Source organism: Pseudomonas sp. LS.1a, assembly GCF_022533585.1.
Taxonomy (GTDB): Bacteria; Pseudomonadota; Gammaproteobacteria; order Pseudomonadales; family Pseudomonadaceae; genus Aquipseudomonas.
In genome coordinates this window covers 2,741,619-2,766,840 of sequence record NZ_CP092827.1, presented here as the reverse complement: position 1 = coordinate 2,766,840, position 25,222 = coordinate 2,741,619, and the positions used below count along the sequence as shown (strand labels likewise).

The window sequence follows — 25,222 nt, the reverse complement described above, 5'->3', positions numbered from 1 at the left end:
GCCAACACCGCACCTGTGGGAGCGGGCATGCCCGCGAAGAGGACGTGCCTGCCGTGTCAGGTACGCTGCGGCACACCCTTCACACCCGGCTGGCGATTCGGCGCCATGCCGTTGGCCTTCAAGGTCTGCTCGATACTGTCGTACTGCTGCCCGATGCGGTAAATGGCGCGTGCTTCCTTGCCGCTGGCTATCTCGCGGCCCAGCTCGTGGGCCACGCGCACGGTCTGCTGGATCTGCTGCACCGAGGTGAAGCGCTTGCCATGCTGGTCGATGATGGTGTCTTCGTTGCCACAGCGCGGGTGCAGGCCCATCGCCAGGGCCATGGTGTTGAACGGCAGCACGTTCTTCAGCAACGATTCCGCGGTCAGGGTGCAACCGTCCGGCGCGCGGTGGATGAAGTTGAAGAAGTTGAACGGGTTGGGGCCGTCGAAGCCGCCGCCGATGCCGATCCAGGTCAGGTTCAGCGGCCCCATGTAGTCACCGCGGCGGACGATGCGCTCGAGCGTCTCCAGGGCATGCATGCCGGTCAGCTGGAAATGCGGCTGGATGTTGCTGGCCTGCAGGCGACGCAGGTGCTCGCGGACCCAGGCCGGGCCGGCCGGCACGGTCATCTCGCTGTAGGCGGCATGAATCGCCGGGCTGGCCAGCGAGGTGCCTTCCAGGTACTCGGGGTACAGCAACTCCATGATGTTCATCTGCGTGGTGTTGATGGCCACGGTCACCTGGTCGGGGCGCGGCGTCAGCTCGGCGAGCATGTGCCGGGTGTCGTCCGACAGCCACTTGGCCGCCTCGCCTTCGCTTTCCGGGGCGAAGGAAATCGACCCGCCAACCTGGATGATCATGTCCGGCACCGCCTCACGCACCCCGGCGATCAGCTCGTTGAACTTGGACAGGCGCTTGGAGCCTTTGCCGTCCAGTTCACGCACATGCAGGTGCAACACGGTGGCGCCTGCCTCGTAGCAGTCGACGGCCTTCTGCACCTGCTCGTCCATGGTCAGGGGAATGTCTTCCGGGAAGTCTTCGGGCATCCACTCCGGGCCATAGGGGGCCACGGTGATCACCACCTTTTCCATGTTTTCCGGGTGCAACGAATCGTCGAAGAATTGCATGCTGTAGTCCTCGCTATTGTTATTGTGCGGTTGCCGCCAGCGACGGCGACGAACTCAGAACGTGGGGCTGCCCTTGATCCCGGCGCGCTCCATCTTGCGGTGGCACGGCGGGTAGTCCATGACGGCGTAGTGCTGGGTGCTGCGGTTGTCCCAGATCGCCACGCTGTTGGGCTGCCAGCGCCAGCGCACCTGGTACTCCGGCAGGTAGGCCTGGCTGATCAGGTAGCGCAGCAGGTCGCTGGCACCGGGGTTGGCGTCCTGGCCGAAGCGCACCCGCTGCGGGGTGTGGTAGTTGCTGAAATGGGTGGTGAAGGCGTTGACGAACAGCACCTGCTCGCCGGTTTCCGGGTGCGTGCGCACCACCGGGTGCTCGGCATCGGGGAACTGCGCCTTCAACGCCAGGCGCTTTTCCAGCGGCATGGCAGCGCCAAAGCTGGCCTCGATGCTGTGGCGGGCGCGCAGGCCTTCGATCTTGGCCTTCACATCGCCTGGCAGGTTTTCATAGGCCAGCACCATGTTCGCCCACATCGTGTCGCCGCCCACTGGCGGGCATTCGATGCAGCGCAGCACACAGCCCATCGGCGGGGCCTCGCGCCAGGTGGCGTCGGTGTGCCAGGCATTTTCATAGCGGTCGTTGGGCTGGTCCGGGCGCTTGTAGATCTGCACCAGGCCCGGGTGTTCCGGGTCGCTGCCGGCCACCGGGTGGTCCTCCAGGTCGCCGAAGCGGCGCGCAAAGGCCACGTGTTCGGCGCGGCTGAAGTGCTGGTCGCGCAGGAACAGCACACGGTGCCGGAGCAACTGCGCGCGCAGCTGGGCGAACAGGTCGTCGTCGTGGATCGCGTCGGCCAGGTTGACCCCACTTACCTCGGCCCCGATCGCGCAGGTCAGTTGTTCGATGTGCATGCTGTTGCCCTCTTCAGATGACGAAGATCGACGAGCCGGTGGTCTTGCGCGCTTCCAGGTCGCGGTGGGCCTGGACGGCATCCTGCAGTGCGTAGTGCTGGTTGATCTCGATACGGATGCGCCCGCTGCCGACGTGGTCGAACAGCTCGCCGGCCAGGTCGGCCTTTTCCGCCGGGTCGGCGATGAAGTCGGCCAGTGCCGGGCGGGTGAGCTGCAGCGAGCCCTTGATCGCCAGCAACTGCGGGTCGAACGGCGGGATGGTGCCCGACGCCGTGCCGACGCATACCATCAGGCCGCGGCGCTTGAGCGAATCGAGCGAGCCCATGAAGGTGTTCTTGCCAACGCTGTCGAACACCACATTCACCCCCACCCCATCGGTCAACTCACGCACGCGCGTGGCCACGTCCTCGACGCTGTAGTTGATGACGTGGTTGCAGCCATGGGCACGCGCCACTTCGGCCTTGGCCTCGGTGGACACCGTGCCGATCACGTTCAGCCCCAGCAGCCGCGCCCACTGCGCGACGATCAGGCCGACCCCGCCAGCAGCGGCATGCAGCAGCACGCTGTCGCCGGGTTTGAAATCATGGAGCCGACGCAGCAGGTAGGCGGAGGTCAGGCCGCGCATGGTCATGGCGGCGGCGGTTTCGAAGGCGATGGTATCTGGCAGCTTGATCAGCGCGGCAGCAGGGATCAGGCGCTCGGTGCAATAAGCGCCCAGGGTGTTGAGGAAACCGGTGTAGGTGACCCGGTCACCGACCGCCACCTGGGTCACGCCCTCGCCCACCGCCTCGACCACGCCGGCCGCTTCCACGCCAATGCCGTTGGGCAGCGGGATCGGGTAGGTGCCGTTGCGGAAATAGGTATCGGCGTAGTTCAGGCCCACCGCCACCTGGCGCAAGCGCACCTGCCCCGGGCCGGGCTCGCCGACCTCGGCGTCCTCGTAGCGCAGCACCTCGGGGCCACCGGTCTGATGGAAACGTACGACTTTGGACATGCTTGTCTCTCCAATCATCGATCTGGACGCATGGCGTCAGTTCTGGGTGATTGGACTGTATGCCCTTGGTGTGCGGGGTGCTTCGCATCGGACGACAGCGGGTTTTCATTTGATGACAGTACGGGCGTCGACCTGTCGTTCACGAAAACCGCGTTTTATTCATGAGCCTCCTTGATGCTTATCCATGGTCAGACTAATACTTAAGTCTCTGCCTGGGGAGGCACGAAAAATGCAACCAAGATTCGTTATCGTTCCCGCTGTACCGATCGAAAAGGAGTCGTTCCGCGTGGGTAGCCGCTATTACGCCGCTACCGTTTGTGGGGGGTTCGACATTTACGACAACCAAGCGAAGGAGCGGCTCAAGCCCAGCTATCCAAGCAGGACGGATGCGCAGGTGCAGTGCGAGCAGCTGAACAAGCGCGGTGATGTAGGCTGATAGAGCAAGCAATTGCCTTGCTCGAACCCTGTGGGAGATCGCCCAGCCTTTCGGGTTGCGCTGTCATGTAGAGAACGGAGTTCGCAAGCGGTCCGCGTACCCTGTGGGAGCGGCTTTAGCCGCGAAGAATCCAACGCGCTGCATGGCACCGGTTGCGCCGGTGTTCGCGGCTAAAGCCGCTCCCACAGGGGGTCAAGTGTTCGTGATCTCGCCCTGCTGCCAACCGGCAATCAGGCGATTGGCATCCTCTACCGGAGCACTGCCATGAACAAACCCTTTCATGCGCTGATCTTTGCACTGACAGCGCTTTCTGCCTGCTCGTCCAACTCCGCGCTGTACCACGACCAGCCGCTGGTTGCGAAAGTCGACAACGGCATGAGCAAAGACCAGGTCATGCAGATCGGCGGCAAACCCTCTGCCGAGACTGAGCGCACCGTGGTACCCGGCACCTGCTTCGACTACATGCTGACCAAGGCCGACAACCGGCAACCTTACAGCGTCAGCTTCGACGGCACCGGCAAAGTGGACAATACCGCTTTCATGACCTGCGCCGAATGGAGCAATGCCCAGCGCAGGGCCCGCCTGCCCAGCATGGGCGGCTCAAGCGGCTCGGGCTACTGATTCAGTCCAGGCATTCCTTGGCAGCCTGGCGCAATTTGTCACCAGACAGAAAGCTGCCTTTGTAGAACGTCGCGCGGCTACCCTCGCGGGAATCGACTACGTCCAACACGTCATCGGATGCCACAGCGCTGGGGGCCGTCAGCCGGTAGCCGTGGGCGATCGACTTCTGCGTGGCCTGTGGCGCCAGCGCTTGCCACTTGGGCAGTACGCAGGCGGCGTATTGCTGGGGTGATTTGTGGGTCAGTTTGCTGGCAGTGGGTTTGCCAGGGGTTGCGCAGCCGGCAAGGCCGGTGACCAGTACAGCGGCGAGAAAGATACGAAATGTAGACATTTGCATTTGGCCATCAAGAATACGCTGCATTCTAACGAGCGTTGCACTGACTGACTAATCAACCAAGGTCTTGCTACCCAGGCTGCACCTGATATTTCTACCAGTGGCATGGGCGGGTGGACACTGACAAAGTGCAGCTACCAACAGACACGGGAGCACACGTCATGCCACAGAACACCGTCCGCACGCGCTACTTCTATCAGGATGGAAAACTCGTAACCCTGGAGGCAGGGGAACAAGGCGTCAGTATCTTTCGTACCGCAGATATGCCGATCGCCGAACAACCAATGAAAGGCTCGCAGCCCAGCGGATTGCTGGTGACGGACGACAAGGGGTCAGTGCTGCAAGTGCAGGAAACACCTGATAAAACCTGAGTCTGGCTCTATTAGCCAGCCTGCACCGACAGGCTGAACGGCGCTCCTGACGTTGAACCCAGGTCCAGCTTCAGGAACGCTTCACAGCATCAATCCAGCGCGCCGTTCAATACCTCGTAGATGATCCCCGTAGCGACTGCCACCAGGATCAGGTCCACACCCGCCTGCATCCATTCATAGCCATCATAATGAGGGAGCTGCCCCAGCAGCCTGCCATCCAGCTTCTTGGCGATACCCGGTGGCAGTGGCTTGCCACGGGCCAGGTTCTTCTGGATGCCGGGGGGCAGCGGCGCGCCTGCGCTCCAATAGTTGCGGTGCCCGTCGAGAATGCCAAGCACATCGCCACGGTTTATCGACGGGCCACCATACGCGGCACCGTGACCTTTACTGTGCTGGCCCTTGTCCTTGCCATGGCCCTGCCCTTTACCGTTACCCGGGTCGGCATAAGTGAGCGCAGGTGCCACTGCCAACACGATTGAAGTAGCCACGACTGCCCATCGATGCATTGCCATGCTGTTTCCTTACACAAGGGGACGTCCCCGCACTTTAGACCAAAACCCGGTTCAGGGTGAAAGTCCCCAGACGCGGGGTCAGGGCTTGGCCCCCCGATAGAGCACGATGGCTGCCACATCGAGGGCCAGCACGACAACGGCGAAGAGGAACATGACATACAGATCTTCTGGAAACATTGCCGTATCCCCAAATGCACAGGTTTACAGGGGTACAGCAATTCCCGTTCCAACGCCTCGCTGCACACTGCCGCTCAATAGAGACGGGCCTTGATCAGCGGGCGCAGCAAGTAATTGAGGACGCTGCGCTTGCCACTGAGGATATCCACTTCGGCCACCATGCCGGGGATGATCGGCAGCACCTCCTCGCCGCGCTTGAGCTGGCTGCCGTCAGTGCGGATCAGCACCTGGTAGTACGACTCCTTGCCGTGGGGCGTGTCCTCTTCGATGGTGTCGGCGCTGATTTGCTCCAGGGTGCCCTTGAGGTCGCCATAAATGCTGAAGTCGTAGGCGGTGATCTTCACCTTGGCCGGCATGCCCGGCACCAGGAAGGCCACGTCACGCGGCTTGATCCTGGCCTCTACCAGCAGGCGGTCCTCCACCGGAATCACTTCCATGATCGCCTCGCCGGGCTGGATCACCCCGCCACGGGTATTGATCAGCACGGTGTTGACCCGCCCCCGCACCGGCGAAACGATCCCGGTACGGCGCAACTGGTCCTGGCGCTGCTGTACGATCGGCTCCAGCGCACTGAGGTCGGCCTTGCGCTGTGAGCGCTCGGTGTAGGCATCCTGGAAGTAGCTGCTCTTCAGCTCGGTCAGCTTGCCGTTGAGGGTAGCTATGTCCTGGCTCAGCCGCAGAGCCTCCATCTGGCTCACCGCACGCTTGGCCACCAGCGGGCGGACCAGGTCGAGCTGGCTCTGGGCCAGGCTGATCTGCCTCTGGATCGCCTGGCTACCTTCGAGCAGCTTGTCCCGCCGCGACTTGAACAGCTCGCGTTCGGAACGCGCCAGCGGCCCCTGCGGGTCGATATCCGGGGGAAATTCGATGGCCGCCTTGCCCAGCACCTCGGCGTCCAGCCGGGCGATGGCCGCCCGCAGCACGCCAGCCTGGTTGGCCGACTCCTGGAAATTGGTGAGAAAGCGCGTCTCGTCGAGGCGCAACAGCGGCTGGCCGACCTCTACCAGGTCGCCCTCCTGCACCAGCAGACGGTCGAGAATGCCCCCTTCCAGGCTCTGGATCTTCTGGATGCGACTGAACGGCACCACGCGCCCGTCACCGCGCGTCACCTCATCGAGCTCTGCCCAGGCGGCCCAGGCGACGAACAGCACGACGCTGCCGAGCAGGGTCCAGAGCAGCGGGCGATAGACCGGGTGAGTGGTCGCCAGCAAGGGGTCGGCCAGTTGCCGGCGCAACACTACTGAATTTTTTTCAGTTGCCATGGCCAGCTCCTTCGGCGACCTGCGGCGCCTGCACCTGGTTGCCCAGCACCACCTGGTTCAGCGGGCCGTCCATGATCACCTGGCCGTTGCGCAGCACCACCGCACGGTCCACCAGCGCCAGCACGCTTTTCTTGTGGGTGGTGATGATCAAGGTGCGCCGGCCAAGCCACTTCTGCAGGTAGTCGATAACCTGTTTCTCGCTGTTTTGGTCGAAGGCCGCGGTCGGCTCGTCGAGCAACAGGATCGGCGGGTCCTGTAGCAGTACCCGGGCCAGCCCGACCGCCTGACGCTGGCCGCCGGAGAGGCTGGCGTTGCCCTGGATCGGCATGTCCAGGCCCAGCGGGTGGGCGCGTACGAAAGTGCCCAGCCCCACGCCATCGAGGGCGTCCAGCAATTCCTCGTCGCCCAACGCAGCGTTCGCCAGGTTGAGGTTTTCGCGCAGGCTGCCGTGGAACAGCGCCACGTCCTGTGGCAAGTAGCCGATGCCGCGCTGGCGGTCGGCCGGGTCGATCTGGCTCAGGGCGATGTCGTCCAGCAACAGCCGGCCGGATTGCGCGTCGAGCAGGCCACTGAGCAGCCGCAACAGGGTCGACTTGCCGGCACCGTTGCCGCCGAGCAGCGCCACCCGCTCGCCGGCCTGGATGCTCAGCGCCTGTACGTCGACCACCGGCGGGCTGTCGCCGTGGGCCAGGCGCAGCGCCTCGAGGCGGTAATGCCCGTGGAGCCGCTCGCGGTGCACGAAGCGCTTGCCGACGGGACGCTCCTGCTCGGCCGACATCAACTGGTCGAGGCCCTCCAGGGCCACCTTGGTGTGCTGCCAGCGGCCGAGGATGGCGGCAGCCTGGGACAAGGGTGCGATGGCCCGCGAGGCAAGGATCGAACAAGCCACCAGGGCACCGACGGTCATCGCCCCGTCGCTTATCCGGTAGACGCCGAACACCACCACCCCGACATAGCACAGCTGCTGGACGATACTGGCCGAGTAGCTGAGGGTCGAGGCCAGGGCATGGGTCTTCATCGCAGTACCGGCCAGTTCCCCGGTGAGCGTCTCCCACTGCTGGCGGCAGCGGCCTTCGGCACGCGCGGCCTTGACCGTCTCCAGGTGTTCGAAGGCTTCCAGCAGCACGCTGTTCTTCATCGCCCCCTCGCGCAGGTTCTGCCGCGACAGGTGCCCCAGCAGGCGCTGGGTCAGCAACCCCGGCAGCAGCATCAACACGCAGGCCACCAGCGGAACCCAGACCACATGGCCACCGATCACGGCGATGATCAACAGGAAGATCACCACGAACGGCAGGTCGCTTATCAGCGCGGCACTGGACGAGGTGAAGAACTCGCGGACCGACTCGAACTCACGCACCTGGGTGCTGAACGCCCCCATCGACGCCGGTTTGGCGGCGATCCGGGTGCTCAGCACACGTGAGAACAGCAGGCTCGACAATTGCAGGTCCAGGCGCTTGCCAAGTACGTTCAGCAGGTGCCCGCGAAGGATCCGCAATACCCCGTCGACGATGATTGCCAGGGCCACGCCGCTGGCGAGTATCCACAGGGTATCGAAGGCCGCGTTGGGCACCACGCGGTCGTACACCTGCATGGCGAACAGCGCCGAGGCGACGGCCAGGACGTTGGCCACCAGGGCCGCCGCCGTGACTTCCGCGTAGGAGCGCCAGAGCCGCTTGAGCGGCCCGAAGAACCAGTGTTCCGGCAGGCCGCTGGCGTAGTCGCCAACCCGCCCGTCGGGGCGGTAGCGGCACTTGGCAAACACCGCCGTGCCGCTGTAAAGCGCCTCCAGCGCGGGCAGCGCCATGCACTCACGGCCGCCGTCGCTCTGCGGCACCAGCACCTCGTACTGCTCACCCTCGATGCCAACCAGCAGCAGGCTGCGGCCATCGTCGAGCAACAGCAGGGCCGGCAGCAGGTAGGCGTCCATCTGCCGCAACGGCAGCTCCGCGACCCTGGCAGTGATGTCGGCGCGACGCAGGGCGCGGGCGACCAGGCGCAACGGCAGGCGTCCATGCTCCAGCGCCAGGCCGTCGACCAGCTCGGCGTCGCCCAGCGGCCGGCCCAGTTGCCGGCACAGCAGCAGCAGGCCCTGGCGCAGCGGGTCGTCGTGGTTCAGGGTCACGACATTATCCGGGGATTGTTCAACTTCCATGATTCAACCGATTCTCCAGTAATGCCCCCAACAGCCCGACTTGCGCGGCCGCCCGGTACTCGATGCGCTTGCGCTCGATGTGCAGATTGATCAATTGTCGCTCGGCCTCGAAGCGTTCGCGCTGCACGTTGAGCAAGTCGATCACGTCGCGCCGGCCGACCTCGAACTGCTCGCGGTACAGCTCGCCGACCTGTTCCGACTCCGTCACCTGCTGGCTCAGCGACTGTTCCCGCCAGCGCAGCGTGTCACCGTTGTCGAACAGCGTCTGCAGTTGCCGGCGGATGTCACGCTGCATCGCATCGGCCGTCCATTGCGCCGACTCCAGGCGCTGTTGCGCAGCCGTCGGCCGGCGGAAGTTGGAAAGCCCCTGGAAGGTGTCCATGCGAAAGCGCAGCGACATCACCGAGTCGCTTTCCGGGCGACCACCGATCTCCCGGCGCAGCGCGGAGGCCTCCAGGTTCAATTGCGGCAGCAGCGAAGCCTTGGCCTCGCGGACTTGCGCCTCGGCGACATTGGCGTCCTCCAACGCCTTGCGCTGCAACGGCGACTCGCGGATCACCCGCGCCACGTCGCTGGCAGCCAGGTAGCGCTGCAGCGACATCGGCTCGGGCTCGACCAGTTCGGAGGGGTCCTGGCCAACCAGGATCGCGTACTGGTTGCGCGCGTCCTGCAGGTTGCCCTTCTCCAGCGACAACTGTTCCTGGGCACGCGCCAGTTCGAGGTTGGCGCGGTCCAGTTCGCTGCGGTCGGCGTAACCGTCGCTGCCGCGCGCCTGGGTCATCTCGCGGATGCCGTCGAGGCGCTGGATGTGCTGGCGCACCGTCTCCACCCGGCGCTCCGAGGCAAGCACGTCGAGATAGGTCTCTACGATATCCAGCGCCGCATCGTCGCGCGCCACCAGCACCGCCTCGGACAGCTTGCGCCGGGTTGCGCTGGCGCTGTCGACCTTGCTCGTCACCCGTCCCCAGTCATACAGCATCTGCGATACGGTGACGTCGTAGACAACCTCGCCAACGTCGAACTCCTGCGGCCCCCCGGACATAGTGACGGAGGGATAATAGCCACCCTTGGCGATCTCCACCTCGGTGCCCGCACGATCCGCCTCAGCCATCGCCGAACGCACCTGGGGGTGAATCGCCAACCCCGCCCGCACCGCCTGGTCGAGAGGGATGGCCGGGGCGGACAACGGCAGCCCGAGGCACAGGAGCCACAGGGCTCCCGCGCCGCGGCGCCTTCCCTTGAGCACGGACAGGCCGCGCATCAGACCACGACCTGTACCGTGTTGTCCTCGATCAGCAGGGTACTGCTGCCAAAGTTGTAGACATCGTAAGTAATGCCGTTGACCTGCTGGGTGGTCCCGGTGTTCACGGCACCCACCACGTTGAGGGTGTCGTTGTTCTCGCCGGTGATCTGCAGGATGTTGTTGCCATCGGTGATGGCGTCCACCTCTGCCGCAGTCAGGGTCAGCACGCTCCCCGAGTCGCCCTTGCCGAGGTCGATACGCTCGATGTTGGAGAGCGTGCCAACGCCGACGGCGTTGTAGTCGAGGTCGATGCCGTCGGCCAGGATCAGGGTGTCGAAGCCCCCGCCGCCGTCGATGCTGATGAAGTCGGTCGCAGTGATCTGGATGGCATCGTTGCCGTTGCCGGCCACTACGTGATCGCCGGTCCCCACGTTGAAGATCAGGTCGTTGCCATCACCTCCGTTGATGTGCTCCGAACTGCCGCTCGCCCCGGACATGACATCGTCCCCGGCAGTACCGTTGACATCGATCTGGCCGATATTCAGCGACAGCCCGTTAGGGGTCAGGGTGATGCCGTATGCCGAGCTGTCGTTGCCGTTGGTGTCGGTGGCGACGATGTTGAACGAGATCTGCGAACCGAGGTTGAGGATATCGGTGATGTTCAGCCCCAGCTGGGTGAGGACGGTCGGGCTCAGCAGGTTAAGCGAGAAGTTACCGGCGCTGTCTGCCTGGATCGGCAGTAACTCAACGTTCAGCGCCGGGGTGATGACACGGATCACCACGCTGGAGTCCGGTTCGGTGGTGCCGCTGAAACCGAACCTCGGGTTCAGCGGGTTGAGGCTGACATCGACGCCGAAGTTGCCGATGGTCACTGGCTGCTCGATGCTGCTGCCGACGCCGATGGTCGCCACATTGCTCGGGTTGCCGGCCGGGTCCTCACCGATCACGGAGACTTGGGCATTGAGCAGTTGGTCCAGGGTAAGGTCGATGTCCAGGTCGGTGAGCAGGTTCAGCGAAGCCAGCCCGCTGTTGTCGGCAGTTACCGTGGCGGTGGCAGTGACCCCGCCGACGTCCACGGTGACCGTCAGCTCGGTGCCCGGATCGGTGGAGATGGTCAGGATGCTGCCCACTAGCGACAGCACCGGTGTTGCAGGCGGAATGGTGTCGACGGTGAACGGCACCGGGTTCGACGCGGTACCGCCATTGATATCGGCGGTGACGGTCGAGGCGCCCTCCGGGAACGGCCCCATGCCATCGCCAGGGGGTATGGTCACGGTGACGCTGCCGGCCAGGATGTCGCCGGCAGTGATGGTGTGCGTTACCTGCGTCTCATAACCATTCTGCCCGGCGAACGCGACGGTGATCACCTGGCCGACCTGCAGGGTCGGACGGATCGCCACATCGACCTGAATGCCGTCGCTGATCTCGGCAGCGTTGATCCAGGTATCAGCGGCCTCCGGTACGCTGATGGTCGGCGGCGCCAGGTCTGGCGCGTTGATCGTCGCCGGGCCGCTGAGGTTGCCGGCAGCGTCCACCGCGACCCCGGCGATCAGCTCGCCGGTGATCAGGGGTGGCGCGAACGGCAGGCTGAAGCTGCCGCTGCCGTCGACATTCACCGTGATCGGGTTGGCGGTATCGCCGTCGACCACGATGCGCACCTGGCTGTTCGGCTCGGCGGTACCGGTGAGCAGCGCACCGTCAGCACTGATGCTCAGCAGCGGCGCCGATGGTGCCACCGAGTCGACCGTGGTACTCGCCGGGCCACTGGTATTGCCGGCGGCGTCCTCGGCCACGGCGTTGACCACCGTGCCGTTGGCCAGCGGAGTAACCGGGGTGAAGCTCCAGTCGCCACTGCCGTCGGCGGTCGTCTGGCCGATCGGGTTGCCGCCACCGTCAGTGAGGATGACGGTGGCGCCAGGCTCAGCGGTACCCGTGAGGACTGCACCATTGCTCGGCTCGATAGTCGGCGCGGCCGGGGCGACGGCGTCAACGGTGGCGCTGGTCGGCCCGCTGGTATTGCCGGCCGCGTCCTGGGCCACGGCATTGATCACCGTGCCATTGGCCAGCGGGGTCGCAGGCGTGAAGGCCCAGTTGCCGCTGCCGTCGGCGATGGTCTGGCCGATCGGGTTGCCGCTGCCGTCGGTGAGAATCACCCTGACGCCGGCTTCAGCGGTACCGCTGATCTCGGTGCCGTTGCTCGGGTCGACCACCGGCGCGGCCGGGGCCACCGAGTCCACCGTGGTGCTGGTCGGCCCGCTGGTATTGCCGGCCGCGTCCTGGGCCACGGCGTTGATCACCGTGCCGTTGGCCAGCGGCGTGCCGGGGGTGAAACTCCAGTTGCCGCTGCCATCGGCGGTGATCTGGCCGATCGGGTTGCCGCTGCCATCGGTCAGGGTCACGGTGGCGCCCGCTTCAGCCGTACCACTGATCACCAACCCGTTGCTCGGGTCGATGATGGGGGCGGCCGGGGCGATGGCGTCAACGGTGACGCTGGTCGGCCCGCTGGTATTGCTGGCCGCGTCCTGGGCCACGGCGTTGATCACCGTGCCGTTAGCCAGCGGGGTCGCAGGCGTGAAGGCCCAGTTGCCGCTGCCGTCGGCGGTCGTCTCGCCGATCGGATTACCGCTGCCGTCGGTAAGGATCACCTTGGCCCCCGCTTCAGCGGTACCACTGATTACCACCCCGTTGCTCGGGTTGATGATGGGTGCGGGCGGCGCGACGGCGTCAACGGTGACACTGGTCGGCCCGCTGGTATTGCCGGCCGGGTCCTGGGCCACGGCATTGATCACCGTGCCATTGGCCAGCGGGGTCGAAGGCGTGAAGGTCCAGTTGCCGCTGCCGTCGGCGATGGTCTGGCCGATCGGGTTGCCGCTGCCGTCGGTGAGAATCACCCTGACGCCGGCTTCAGCGGTACCGCTAATCTCGGTGCCGTTGCTCGGGTCGACCACCGGCGCGGCCGGGGCCACCGAGTCCACCGTGGTGCTGGTCGGCCCGCTGGTATTGCCGGCCGCGTCCTGGGCCACGGCGTTGATCACCGTACCGTTGGCCAGCGGCGTGCCGGGGGTGAAACTCCAGTTGCCGCTGCCATCGGCGGTGATCTGGCCGATCGGGTTGCCGCTGCCATCGGTCAGGGTCACGGTGGCGCCCGCTTCAGCCGTACCACTGATCACCACCCCGTTGCTCGGGTCGATGATGGGTGCGGCCGGGGCGATGGCGTCAACGGTGACGCTGGTCGGCCCGCTGGTATTGCTGGCCGCGTCCTGGGCCACGGCGTTGATCACTGTGCCGTTGGCCAGCGGGGTCGCAGGCGTGAAGGCCCAGTTGCCACTGCCGTCGGCGGTCGTCTCGCCGATCAGATTACCGCTGCCGTCGGTAAGGATCACCTTGGCCCCCGCTTCAGCGGTACCACTGATCACCACCCCGTTGCTCGGGTTGATAATTGGCGCAAGCGGCGCGACGGCGTCAACAGTGACACTGGTCGGGCCGCTGGTATTGCCGGCCGGGTCCTGGGCCACGGCATTGATCACCGTGCCATTGGCCAGCGGGGTCGAAGGCGTGAAGGTCCAGTTGCCGCTGCCATCGGCGGTGGTCTGGCCGATCGGGTTGCCGCTGCCGTCGGTGAGGATCACCCTGGCGCCGACTTCAGCGGTACCGCTGATTTCGCTGCCGTTGCTCGGCTCGACCACCGGCGCAGCCGGAGCCACCGAGTCCACCGTGGTGCTCGACGGCGCGCTGGTGTTGCCGGTCGGGTCGGTTGCCGTGGCGTTGATCACCGTACCGTTGGCCAGCGGCGTGCCGGGGATGAAACTCCAGTTGCCGCTGCCATCGGCGGTGATCTGGCCGATCGGGTTGCCGCTGCCATCGGTCAGGGTCACGGTGGCGCCCGCTTCAGCGGTACCACTGATCACCACCCCGTTGCTCGGGTCGATGATGGGTGCGGCCGGGGCGATGGCGTCAACGGTGACGCTGGTCGGCCCGCTGGTATTGCTGGCCGCGTCCTGGGCCACGGCGTTGATCACCGTGCCATTGGCCAGCGGCGTCGCTGGAGTGAAGCTCCAGTTGCCGCTGCCGTCGGCGGTCGTCTCGCCGATCGGATTACCGCTGCCGTCGGTAAGGATCACCTTGGCCCCGGCTTCAGCGGTACCACTGATCACCACCCCGTTGCTCGGGTTGATGATTGGCGCAGGCGGCGCGACGGCGTCAACGGTGACGCTGGTCGGCCCGCTGGTATTGCCGGCCGGGTCCTGGGCCACGGCATTGATCACCGTGCCATTGGCCAGCGGGGTCGCAGGCGTGAAGGTCCAGTTGCCGCTGCCATCGGCGGTGGTCTGGCCGATCGGGTTGCCGCTGCCGTCGGTGAGAATGACCGTCGCGCCGGCTTCGGCGGTACCGCTGATTTCCGTGCCATTGCTCGGCTCGACCACTGGCGCCGCCGGCGCCACGCCGTCCACGGTAATGACCGCCGGTGCACTTTCGGTCCCACCGGGGTTGCGCGCCACCGCGTTGACCACGGTGCCATCCGGCAGCGGTACGCCGGGGGTAAAGCTCCAGTTGCCGCTGCCATCGGCGGTGACCTGGCCGATCGGGTTGCCGTTGCCATCGGTGAGGATAATGGTGTTGCCCGCATCGGCGTTGCCGCTGATCACCGAGCCGTTGCTCGGCTCGACCTGCGGAATCGACGGCAGCGACGAGTCCACGGTAGTGCTACCGGGGTTGCCGGTATTGCCGGCGGCATCGGTCGCCGTGGCGTTGACCACGGTGCCATTGGGCAGCGGCGTGCCCGGGGTGAACGTCCAGTTGCCACTGCCATCGGCCGTCACCTGGCCAATCGGATTACCACTGCCGTCGGTGAGCGTCACCGTGCTGTTTGGCTCGGCGGTACCGTTGAGTACGGCGCCATTGCTCGGGTTGACCACCGGCGCAGCGGGTGCGAGCGCATCCACCGTGGTGCTGCCCTGCGGGCCGGTATTGCCGGCCGGGTCCTGGGCCACGGCGTTGACCACCGTGCCGTTGGCCAGCGGCGTACCGGGCGTGAAGGTCCAGTTGCCGCTGCCGTCGGCGGTGGTCTGACCGATCGGGTTGCCGCTGCCATCGGTCAGGATGACAGTGCTGCCTGGCTCGGCGGTGCCGCTGATTTCGCTGCCGTTGCTCGGCTCGACCACCGGCGCAGCCGGGGCCACCGAGTCCACCGTGGTGCTCGACGGCGCGCTGGTGTTGCCGGTCGGGTCGGTTGCCGTGGCGTTGATCACGGTACCGTTGGCCAGCGGCGTGCCGGGGTGAAACTCCAGATGCCGCTGCCGTCGGCGGTGATCTGGCCGATCGGGTTGCCGCTGCCATCGGTCAGGGTCACGGTAGCGCCCGCTTCAGCCGTACCGCTGATGGTTACGCCGTTGCTCGGATTGATAATCGGCGCAGCCGGCGCGCTGGAGTCGACGGTGACCGTCGCTGCCGGGCCGGTATTGCCCGCCGGGTCGCTCGCCGTGGCATTGACCACGGTGCCATTGGCCAGCGGCGTCGCTGGAGTGAAGCTCCAGTTGCCACTGCCATCGGCCGTCACCTGGCCAATCGGATTACCGCTGCCATCGGTGAGCGTCACCGTGCTGTTTGGCTCGGCGGTGCCGTTGATCACAGCGCCATTGCTCGGGTTGACCACCGGCGCAGCGGGTGCGAGCGCATCCACCGTGGTGCTGCCCTGCGGGCCGGTATTGCCGGCCGGGTCCTGGGCCACGGCGTTGACCACCGTGCCGTTGGCCAGCGGCGTACCGGGCGTGAAGGTCCAGTTGCCGCTGCCGTCGGCGGTGGTCTGACCGATCGGGTTGCCGCTGCCATCGGTCAGGATGACGGTGCTGCCTGGCTCGGCGGTGCCGCTGATTTCCGTGCCGTTGCTCGGCTCGACCACTGGAGCAGCCGGAGCCACCGAGTCCACCGTGGTGCTCGACGGCGCGCTGGTGTTGCCGGTCGGGTCGGTTGCCGTGGCGTTGACCACGGTACCGTTGGCCAGCGGCGTGCCGGGGGTGAAACTCCAGTTGCCGCTGCCGTCGACGGTGATCTGGCCGATCGGGTTGCCGCTGCCATCGGTCAGGGTCACGGTGGCGCCCGCTTCAGCTGTACCACTGATCACCACCCCGTTACTTGGATTGATGACCGGCGCAGCCGGCGCGCTGGAATCGACGGTAACCGTCGCTGCCGGGCCGATGTTACCCGCCGGGTCGCTCGCCGTGGCATTGACTACCGTGCCATTGGCCAGCGGCGTCGCTGGAGTGAAGCTCCAGTTGCCACTGCCATCGGCCGTCACCTGGCCAATCGGATTACCGCTGCCATCGGTGAGCGTCACCGTGCTGTTTGGCTCGGCGGTGCCGTTGATCACAACGCCATTGCTCGGGTTGACTACCGGCGCAGCGGGTGCGAGCGCATCCACCGTGGTGCTGCCCTGCCCGCTGGTATTGCCGGCCGGGTCCTGAGCCACGGCGTTGACCACCGTGCCGTTGGCCAGCGGTGTGGCCGGGGTAAAGCTCCAGTCACCGTTGTTGTCGGCGGTCGTCTGGCCGATGGGGTTGCCGCTGCCATCGGTCAGGATGACAGTGCTGCCTGGCTCGGCGGTGCCGCTGATTTCGCTGCCGTTGCTCGGCTCGACCACCGGCGCAGCCGGGGCCACCGAGTCCACCGTGGTGCTCGACGGCGCGCTGGTGTTGCCGGTCGGGTCGGTTGCCGTGGCGTTCAGCACGGTACCGTTGGCCAGCGGCGTGCCGGGGGTGAAACTCCAGTTGCCGCTGCCGTCGGCGGTGGTCTGGCCGATCGGGTTGCCGCTGCCATCGGTCAGGGTCACGGTGGCGCCCGCTTCAGCGGTACCACTGATCACCACCCCGTTGCTCGGGTCGATGATGGGTGCGGCCGGAGCGATGGCGTCAACGGTGACGCTGGTCGGCCCGCTGGTATTGCTGGCCGCGTCCTGGGCCACGGCATTGATCACCGTGCCGTTGGCCAGCGGAGTCGCAGGCGTGAAGGCCCAGTTGCCGCTGCCGTCGGCGGTCGTCTCGCCGATCGGGTTGCCGCCACCGTCAGTGAGGATGACGGTAGCGCCGGGCTCAGCGGTGCCCGTGAGGACTGCACCATTGCTCGGCTCGATAGTCGGCGCGGCCGGGGCGACGGCGTCAACGGTGACACTGGTCGGCCCGCTGGTATTGCCGGCCGGGTCCTGGGCCACGGCATTGATCACCGTGCCATTGGCCAGCGGGGTCGCAGGCGTGAAGGTCCAGTTGCCGCTGCCATCGGCGGTGGTCTGGCCGATCGGGTTGCCGCCGCCGTCGGTGAGAATGACCGTCGCGCCGGCTTCGGCGGTACCGCTGATTTCCGTGCCATTGCTCGGCTCGACCACTGGCGCCGCCGGCGCCACGCCGTCCACGGTAATGACCGCCGGTGCACTTTCGGTCCCACCGGGGTTGCGCGCCACCGCGTTGACCACGGTGCCATCCGGTAGCGGTACGCCGGGGGTAAAGCTCCAGTTGCCGCTGCCATCGGCGGTGACCTGGCCGATCGGGTTGCCGTTGCCATCGGTGAGGATAATGGTGTTGCCCGCATCGGCGGTGCCGCTGATCACCGAGCCGTTGCTCGGCTCGACCTGCGGAATCGACGGCAGCGACGAGTCCACGGTAGTGCTACCGGGGTTGCCGGTATTGCCGGCGGCATCGGTCGCCGTGGCGTTGACCACGGTGCCATTGGGCAGCGGCGTGCCCGGGGTGAACGTCCAGTTGCCACTGCCATCGGCCGTCACCTGGCCAATCGGATTACCACTGCCGTCGGTGAGCGTCACCGTGCTGTTTGGCTCGGCGGTGCCGTTGATCACGGCGCCATTGCTCGGGTTGACCACCGGCGCAGCGGGTGCGAGCGCATCCACCGTGGTGCTGCCCTGCGGGCCGGTATTGCCGGCCGGGTCCTGGGCCACGGCGTTGACTACCGTGCCGTTGGCCAGCGGCGTACCGGGCGTGAAGGTCCAGTTGCCGCTGCCGTCGGCGGTGGTCTGACCGATCGGGTTGCCGCTGCCATCGGTCAGGATGACGGTGCTGCCTGGCTCGGCGGTGCCGCTGATTTCCGTGCCGTTGCTCGGCTCGACCACTGGAGCAGCCGGAGCCACCGAGTCCACCGTGGTGCTCGACGGCGCGCTGGTGTTGCCGGTCGGGTCGGTTGCCGTGGCGTTGACCACTGTACCGTTGGCCAGCGGCGTGCCGGGGGTGAAGCTCCAGTTGCCGCTGCCGTCGGCGGTGATCTGGCCGATCGGGTTGCCGCTGCCATCGGTCAGGGTCACGGTGGCGCCCGGTTCTGCGATGCCACTGATCGTGGTGCCATTGCTGGCGTTGACCACTGGTGCGGCCGGGGCCTGCGAATCCACTGTGGTGCTCGACGGAATACTGCTGTTGCCGGCTGCGTCCTGGGCCACCACATTGATTACTGTGCCATCAGCAATCGGCGTGGCCGGGGTGTAGGTCCAGTTGCCACTGCCATCGGCCGTCACCTGACCGATCGGATTACCGCTGCCATCGGTGAGGGTCACCGTGCTGTTTGGCTCAGCGGTACCGCTGAGGCTGCTGCCGTCACTCAGGTTGACGGTGGGCGCGCCTGGCGTCACAGCGTCCACCGTGGTGCTGCCCTGCCCGCTAGTGTTGCCAGCTGAGTCGGTCGCCGTGGCATTGACCACCGTGCCATTGGCCAGCGGCGTACCAGGAGTGAAGCTCCAGTCGCCGTTGCCGTCGGCAGTAGTCTGGCCAATCGGGTTGCCGCTGCCATCGGTCAGGGTCACGGTGCTCCCTGGCTCGGCGGTGCCGCTAATCATGCTGCCGTTGCTCGGCTCGACCACCGGCGCAGCTGGAGCCACCGAGTCCACCGTGGTGTTCGACGGCGCGCTGGTGTTGCCGGTCGGGTCGGTTGCCGTGGCGTTGACCACTGTACCGTTGGCCAGCGGCGTGCCGGGGTGAAACTCCAGTTGCCGCTGCCGTCGGCGGTGGTCTGGCCGATCGGGTTGCCGCTGCCATCGGTCAGGGTCACGGTGGCGCCCGCTTCAGCCGTACCGCTGATGGTCACACCGTTACTTGGATTGATGACCGGCGCAGCCGGCGCGCTGGAATCGACGGTAACCGTCGCTGCCGGGCCGGTATTGCCCGCCGGGTCGCTCGCCGTGGCATTGACCACCGTGCCATTGGCCAGCGGCGTCGCTGGAGTGAAGCTCCAGTTGCCGCTGCCGTCGGCGGTCGTCTCGCCGATCGGATTACCGCTGCCGTCGGTAAGGATCACCTTGGCCCCGGCTTCAGCGGTACCACTGATCACCACCCCGTTGCTCGGGTTGATGATGGGTGCGGGCGGCGCGACGGCGTCAACAGTGACACTGGTCGGGCCGCTGGTATTGCCGGCCGGGTCCTGGGCCACGGCATTGATCACCGTGCCATTGGCCAGCGGGGTCGCAGGCGTGAAGGTCCAGTTGCCGCTGCCATCGGCGGTGGTCTGGCCGATCGGGTTGCCGCCGCCGTCGGTGAGAATGACCGTCGCGCCGGCTTCGGCGGTACCGCTGATTTCCGTGCCATTGCTCGGCTCGACCACTGGCGCCGCCGGCGCCACGCCGTCCACGGTAATGACCGCCGGTGCACTTTCGGTCCCACCGGGGTTGCGCGCCACCGCGTTGACCACGGTGCCATCCGGCAGCGGTACGCCGGGGTAAAGCTCCAGTTGCCGCTGCCATCGGCGGTGACCTGGCCGATCGGGTTGCCGTTGCCATCGGTGAGGATAATGGTGTTGCCCGCATCGGCGGTGCCGCTGATCACCGAGCCGTTGCTCGGCTCGACCTGCGGAATCGACGGCAGCGACGAGTCCACGGTAGTGCTACCGGGGTTGCCGGTATTGCCGGCGGCATCGGTCGCCGTGGCGTTGACCACGGTGCCATTGGGCAGCGGCGTGCCCGGGGTGAACGTCCAGTTGCCACTGCCATCGGCCGTCACCTGGCCGATCGGATTACCACTGCCGTCGGTGAGCGTCACCGTGCTGTTTGGCTCGGCGGTGCCGTTGATCACGGCGCCATTGCTCGGGTTGACCACCGGCGCAGCGGGTGCGAGCGCATCCACCGTGGTGCTGCCCTGCGGGCCGGTATTGCCGGCCGGGTCCTGGGCCACGGCGTTGACCACCGTGCCGTTGGCCAGCGGTGTGGCCGGGGTAAAGGTCCAGTCACCGTTACCGTCGGCGGTGGTCTGGCCAATCGGATTGCCACTGCCATCGGTCAGGATGACGGTGCTGCCTGGCTCGGCGGTACCGCTGATTTCCGTGCCATTGCTCGGCTCGACCACCGGCGCCGCCGGAGCCACCGAGTCCACCGTGGTGCTCGACGGCGCGCTGGTGTTGCCGGTCGGGTCGGTTGCCGTGGCGTTGATGACGGTACCGTTGGCCAGCGGCGTGCCGGGGGTAAAGCTCCAGTTGCCGCTGCCGTCGGCGGCGGTCTGGCCGATCAGGTTGCCGCTGCCATCGGTCAGGGTGACGGTGCTACCCGGTTCTGCGGTACCACTGATCGTGGTGCCATTGCTGGCGTTGACCACTGGTGCGGCCGGGGCCTGCGAATCCACTGTGGTGCTCGACGGAATACTGCTGTTGCCGGCTGCGTCCTGGGCCACCACATTGATTACTGTGCCATCAGCAATCGGCGTGGCCGGGGTGTAGGTCCAGTTGCCACTGCCATCGGCCGTCACCTGGCCGATCGGATTACCGCTGCCATCGGTGAGGGTCACCGTGCTGTTTGGCTCGGCGGTACCGCTGAGGCTGCTGCCGTCACTCAGGTTGACGGTGGGCGCGCCTGGCGCCACAGCGTCCACCGTGGTGCTGCCCTGCCCGCTGGTGTTGCCAGCTGAGTCGGTCGCCGTGGCATTGACCACCGTGCCATTGGCCAGCGGCGTACCAGGAGTGAAGCTCCAGTCACCGTTGCCGTCGGCAGTAGTCTGGCCAATCGGGTTGCCGCTGCCATCGGTCAGGGTCACGGTGCTCCCTGGCTCGGCGGTGCCGCTAATCATGCTGCCGTTGCTCGGCTCGACCACCGGCGCAGCCGGGGCCACCGAGTCCACCGTGGTACTCGACGGCGCGCTGGTGTTGCCGGTCGGGTCGGTTGCGGTGGCGTTGACCACGGTACCGTTGGCCAGCGGCGTGCCGGGGGTGAAGCTCCAGTTGCCGCTGCCGTCGGCGGTGATTTGGCCGATCGGGTTGCCGCTGCCATCGGTCAGGGTCACAGTGGCGCCCGCTTCAGCCGTACCGCTGATGGTTACACCGTTGCTCGGATTGATAATCGGCGCAGCCGGCGCGCTGGAGTCGACGGTGACCGTCGCTGCCGGGCCGGTATTGCCCGCCGGGTCGCTCGCGGTGGCATTGACCACGGTGCCATTGGCCAGCGGCGTCGCTGGAGTGAAGCTCCAGTTGCCACTGCCATCGGCCGTCACCTGGCCGATCGGATTACCGCTGCCATCGGTGAGGGTCACCGTGCTGTTTGGCTCGGCGGTGCCGTTGAGTACGGCGCCATTGCTCGGGTTGACCACCGGCGCAGCGGGTGCGAGCGCATCCACCGTGGTACTGCCCTGCGGGCCGGTATTGCCGGCCGGGTCCTGGGCCACGGCGTTGACCACCGTGCCATTGGCCAGCGGCGTACCAGGAGTGAAGCTCCAGTCGCCGTTGCCGTCAGCGGTCGTCTGGCCGATCGGGTTGCCACTGCCATCGGTCAGGATGACGGTGCTGCCTGGCTCGGCGGTGCCGCTGATTTCGCTGCCGTTGCTCGGCTCGACCACCGGCGCAGCCGGAGCCACCGAGTCCACCGTGGTACTCGACGGCGCGCTGGTGTTGCCGGTCGGGTCGGTTGCGGTGGCGTTGACCACGGTACCGTTGGCCAGCGGCGTCGCTGGAGTGAAGCTCCAGTTGCCACTGCCATCGGCCGTCACCTGGCCAATCGGATTACCGCTGCCATCGGTGAGGGTCACCGTGCTGTTTGGCTCGGCGGTACCGCTGAGGCTGCTGCCATCACTCAGGTTGACGGTGGGCGCGCCTGGCGCCACACCGTCCACCGTAATGCTGCCCTGCCCGCTGGTATTGCCAGCTGGGTCGGTCGCCGTGGCGTTGACCACCGTGCCATTGGCCAGCGGCGTACCAGGTGTGAAGCTCCAGTCGCCGTTGCCGTCAGCGGTGGTCTGGCCGATCGGATTGCCACTGCCATCGGTCAGGATGACGGTGCTGCCCGGCTCGGCGGTACCGCTGATTTCCGTGCCATTGCTCGGCTCGACCACCGGCGCAGCCGGGGCCACCGAGTCCACCGTGGTGCTCGACGGCGCGCTGGTGTTGCCAGTCGGGTCGGTTGCCGTGGCGTTGACCACTGTACCGTTGGCCAGCGGCGTGCCGGGGGTAAAGCTCCAGTTGCCGCTGCCGTCGGCGGCGGTCTGGCCGATCAGGTTGCCGTTGCCATCGGTCAGGGTGACGGTGCTACCCGGTTCTGCGGTACCACTGATCGTGGTGCCATTGCTGGCGTTGACCACTGGTGCGGCCGGGGCCTGTGAATCTACTGTGGTGCTCGACGGAATACTGCTGTTGCCGGCTGCGTCCTGGGCCACCACATTGATTACTGTGCCATCAGCAATCGGCGTGACCGGGGTGTAGGTCCAGTTGCCACTGCCATCGGCCGTCACCTGGCCGATCGGATTACCGCTGCCATCGGTGAGGGTCACCGTGCTGTTTGGCTCAGCGGTACCGCTGAGGCTGCTGCCGTCACTCAGGTTGACGGTGGGCGCGCCTGGCGCCACACCGTCCACCGTAATGCTGCCCTGCCCGCTGGTATTGCCAGCTGGGTCGGTCGCCGTGGCGTTGACCACCGTGCCATTGGCCAGCGGCGTACCAGGTGTGAAGCTCCAGTCGCCGTTGCCGTCAGCGGTGGTCTGGCCGATCGGATTGCCACTGCCATCGGTCAGGATGACGGTGCTGCCCGGCTCGGCGGTACCGCTGATTTCCGTGCCATTGCTCGGCTCGACCACCGGCGCAGCCGGGGCCACCGAGTCCACCGTGGTGCTCGACGGCGCGCTGGTGTTGCCGGTCGGGTCGGTTGCCGTGGCGTTGACCACGGTACCGTTGGCCAGCGGCGTGCCGGGGGTGAAGCTCCAGTTGCCGCTGCCGTCAACGGTAGTCTGGCCGATCGGGTTGCCGCTGCCATCGGTCAGGGTGACCGTGCTACCCGGTTCTGCGGTGCCGCTGATTTCGCTGCCATTGCTGGGGTTGACTGCCGGTGCCGCCGGGGCCTGCGAATCCACTGTGGTGCTCGAGGGCATGCTGGTGTTGCCGGCTGCGTCCCGAGCCACCACGTTGACCACTGTGCCATCAGCAATCGGCGTGGTCGGGGTGTAGGTCCAGTTGCCACTGCCATCGGCCATCACCTGGCCGATCGGATTGCCGCTGCCATCGGTGAGGGTCACGGTGCTGTTCGGCTCGGCGGTGCCGCTGATCACGGTGCCGTTGCTCGGATTGACCGAGGGGGCCGACGGCGCCACGCCATCGATAATGGTGCTGGCGGGCGGGCTGCTGTTGCCGGCGGCATCCTCGACCACCGCGTTGACCACCGTGCCATCAGGCAGTTGGCTATCCGTGGGATACGACCAGTTGCCATTGCTGTCGGCTGTAGTGTGGCCGATGGGATTGCCGTTGCCATCGGTGAGGACCACAGTGCTGCCTGGCTCGGCGGTGCCGCTGAGGCTGCTGCCATCGCTCAGGTTGATGGTGGGCGCGCCCGGGGCCACGCCGTCCACGGTGGTGCTGCCCTGTCCGCTGGTATTGCCGGCCAGGTCGGTCGCAGTGGCGTTGACCACGGTACCGTCAGGCAGCGGTGTCGCGGGGGTGAAACTCCAGTTGCCGTTGCCATCGGCGGTCGTCTGGCCGATCGGATTGCCGCTGCCATCGGTGAGGGTAACGCTGCTGCCCGGCTCGGCGGTACCGCTGAGTTCGGTACCGTTACTCGGGTTGATCACCGGTGCCGACGGCGCCACGCCATCGATGATGGTACTGGCGGGCGGGCTGCTGTTACCGGCGGCATCCTCGACCACCGCCTTGACCACCGTGCCATCTGGAAGCCGGGTGTCCGGGGTGTATGACCAGTTACCGTTGCCGTCGGCGGTAGTCTGGCCGATAGGGTTACCGTTGCCGTCGGTGAGCACCACGGTGCTGCCCGGCTCGGCGGTACCGCTTAGGCTGGAACCATTGCTCGGGTTGATCTGCGGCGCATCAGGAAAGTCAGGGGCCTGCACGGTCACGGGCGGGCTGCTGTTGCCGGCCGGATCGGTCACCACTACAGAAACCGTTTCGCCGTTGGTCAGTGGCGGGTTCAGCGGAATCTGGAAGTTGCCATCAGGGCCGACCACCACGCTTACATCCGTTTGCCCGTCGCCGTTGCTGTCGACGCCCACGGTGGCGCCCGGCTCGGCCTTGCCGCTGATGCTGCTGCCATCCGTGGCAATCTGCAGGCCGCTAGCCGGGGCCGGGGCCGTGGTGTCAGGCGGCACGCTGCCTTCACCACTGCCACCGCCACCACCACCATCGTTGCTATTGGCGATCGCAACGCCGCCACCGATGATCGCTGCGCCGGCCAGCAGTGCACCGCCAGGGCTCAGCCCGGCAACGGTGCTGTCGGCAGCAGTGAGCGAGTCGAACCCGGCAAGGCTTTCCTGGGGCACATAACCCGCCACCAGCGGCCCATCGGCAGCAACCGGCGGCAAGTCGACGGCCAGTAGTTTGTCCCGGTCAACCAGGTACAACTGGCTTGCAGGCTGCCCCTCGACATAGAAGTTGGCAATGCGCAGGCTTTCGCCGGACTTCAGTTGTACGATCAGATCGGGACCGCTTTTTGTGTAGCCCGTCACGCTTTCAGGAGCAATATCCAGAACAACGTTACTGCTCTGGGTGAGTGTCAGTATTCCGTTGTTGGGGATTGCGATGGGGGCGGCAGAAGAAACACTTTGAGCGAGGGGAGATACCTTGGCCTGAATCGACATACCTGACAGTCCCTTTGTCAACAGCACGACCGAGCAGTCGCACTCGTATATCCAGAAATAGCATGCCCTCCCT

At 66.4% G+C, this 25,222-nt stretch carries 11 protein-coding genes and 1 pseudogene; 3 read left to right on the top strand and 9 right to left on the bottom strand.

All coding sequences use genetic code 11. The features are described from left to right. Positions 1-56: 56 nt before the first annotated feature. From MKK04_RS12820 to MKK04_RS12810, 3 genes are read right to left on the bottom strand one after another with little or no spacing between them, the layout of a single operon-like run. Positions 57-1,109 carry a 3-keto-5-aminohexanoate cleavage protein gene (locus MKK04_RS12820; RefSeq protein WP_063914790.1) on the bottom strand — a complete coding sequence of 351 codons (1,053 nt, stop codon included), beginning with the start codon at positions 1,107-1,109 and terminating at the stop codon, positions 57-59. 54 nt (positions 1,110-1,163) lie between these two features. Then, a complete protein-coding gene (locus tag MKK04_RS12815; protein WP_233694792.1) occupies positions 1,164-2,012 on the bottom strand; it encodes a TauD/TfdA dioxygenase family protein in 849 nt (282 codons plus the stop codon). A gap of 13 nt (positions 2,013-2,025) precedes the next feature. After that, positions 2,026-3,006 (bottom strand): quinone oxidoreductase family protein, encoded by a 981-nt coding sequence (locus MKK04_RS12810; protein ID WP_207837244.1) that lies wholly within the window; start codon positions 3,004-3,006, stop codon positions 2,026-2,028. Between the two features lie 229 nt (positions 3,007-3,235). Between MKK04_RS12810 and MKK04_RS12805 the strand changes: the two genes are divergently transcribed. Beyond that, positions 3,236-3,442: a hypothetical protein gene (locus MKK04_RS12805; RefSeq protein ID WP_063914793.1), complete on the top strand. Its 207-nt coding sequence runs from the start codon at positions 3,236-3,238 to the stop codon at positions 3,440-3,442. 264 nt (positions 3,443-3,706) lie between these two features. Continuing rightward, positions 3,707-4,063, top strand: coding sequence for an osmotically-inducible lipoprotein OsmE (osmE, locus tag MKK04_RS12800; RefSeq protein ID WP_207837241.1), 357 nt, complete (start codon positions 3,707-3,709; stop codon positions 4,061-4,063). Between the two features lies 1 nt (position 4,064). On the opposite strand, the gene MKK04_RS12795 is transcribed toward osmE, so the two are convergent. Further along, positions 4,065-4,424, bottom strand: a complete 360-nt coding sequence (locus MKK04_RS12795; RefSeq protein WP_207837238.1) for a hypothetical protein — start codon at positions 4,422-4,424, stop codon at positions 4,065-4,067. 134 nt (positions 4,425-4,558) lie between these two features. Between MKK04_RS12795 and MKK04_RS12790 the strand changes: the two genes are divergently transcribed. Then, positions 4,559-4,768: a hypothetical protein gene (locus MKK04_RS12790; protein ID WP_207837235.1), complete on the top strand. Its 210-nt coding sequence runs from the start codon at positions 4,559-4,561 to the stop codon at positions 4,766-4,768. A gap of 89 nt (positions 4,769-4,857) precedes the next feature. On the opposite strand, the gene MKK04_RS12785 is transcribed toward MKK04_RS12790, so the two are convergent. The 5 genes and pseudogenes from MKK04_RS12785 to MKK04_RS26680 all read right to left on the bottom strand — a co-directional run bounded on the left by MKK04_RS12785 (position 4,858) and on the right by MKK04_RS26680 (position 25,149). Then, complete coding sequence (locus tag MKK04_RS12785) at positions 4,858-5,280, bottom strand: anti-virulence regulator CigR family protein (RefSeq protein WP_207837232.1); 423 nt, start codon at positions 5,278-5,280, stop codon at positions 4,858-4,860. Between the two features lie 251 nt (positions 5,281-5,531). Beyond that, positions 5,532-6,719, bottom strand: coding sequence for an HlyD family efflux transporter periplasmic adaptor subunit (locus tag MKK04_RS12780; protein WP_207837229.1), 1,188 nt, complete (start codon positions 6,717-6,719; stop codon positions 5,532-5,534). Then, on the bottom strand, positions 6,709-8,871 hold the full coding sequence (locus MKK04_RS12775; RefSeq protein ID WP_207837228.1) for a type I secretion system permease/ATPase: 2,163 nt from the start codon (positions 8,869-8,871) through the stop codon (positions 6,709-6,711). Before MKK04_RS12775 ends, MKK04_RS12780 begins: the two co-directional genes overlap by 11 nt. After that, complete coding sequence (locus tag MKK04_RS12770; protein WP_075045129.1) at positions 8,861-10,132, bottom strand: TolC family protein; 1,272 nt, start codon at positions 10,130-10,132, stop codon at positions 8,861-8,863. Before MKK04_RS12770 ends, MKK04_RS12775 begins: the two co-directional genes overlap by 11 nt. Next, a pseudogene (locus MKK04_RS26680) lies at positions 10,132-25,149 on the bottom strand (Ig-like domain-containing protein). Before MKK04_RS26680 ends, MKK04_RS12770 begins: the two are co-directional and overlap by 1 nt. Between the last annotated feature and the right edge of the window lie 73 nt (positions 25,150-25,222).

Coding starts and splice junctions, on each gene's coding strand:
- MKK04_RS12820 (WP_063914790.1), bottom strand. CDS start 1,109: ATGCAATTCTTCGACGATTCGTTGCACCCGGAAAACATGGAAAAGGTG.
- MKK04_RS12815 (WP_233694792.1), bottom strand. CDS start 2,012: ATGCACATCGAACAACTGACCTGCGCGATCGGGGCCGAGGTAAGTGGG.
- MKK04_RS12810 (WP_207837244.1), bottom strand. CDS start 3,006: ATGTCCAAAGTCGTACGTTTCCATCAGACCGGTGGCCCCGAGGTGCTG.
- MKK04_RS12805 (WP_063914793.1), top strand. CDS start 3,236: ATGCAACCAAGATTCGTTATCGTTCCCGCTGTACCGATCGAAAAGGAG.
- osmE (WP_207837241.1), top strand. CDS start 3,707: ATGAACAAACCCTTTCATGCGCTGATCTTTGCACTGACAGCGCTTTCT.
- MKK04_RS12795 (WP_207837238.1), bottom strand. CDS start 4,424: ATGCAGCGTATTCTTGATGGCCAAATGCAAATGTCTACATTTCGTATC.
- MKK04_RS12790 (WP_207837235.1), top strand. CDS start 4,559: ATGCCACAGAACACCGTCCGCACGCGCTACTTCTATCAGGATGGAAAA.
- MKK04_RS12785 (WP_207837232.1), bottom strand. CDS start 5,280: ATGGCAATGCATCGATGGGCAGTCGTGGCTACTTCAATCGTGTTGGCA.
- MKK04_RS12780 (WP_207837229.1), bottom strand. CDS start 6,719: ATGGCAACTGAAAAAAATTCAGTAGTGTTGCGCCGGCAACTGGCCGAC.
- MKK04_RS12775 (WP_207837228.1), bottom strand. CDS start 8,871: ATGGAAGTTGAACAATCCCCGGATAATGTCGTGACCCTGAACCACGAC.
- MKK04_RS12770 (WP_075045129.1), bottom strand. CDS start 10,132: ATGCGCGGCCTGTCCGTGCTCAAGGGAAGGCGCCGCGGCGCGGGAGCC.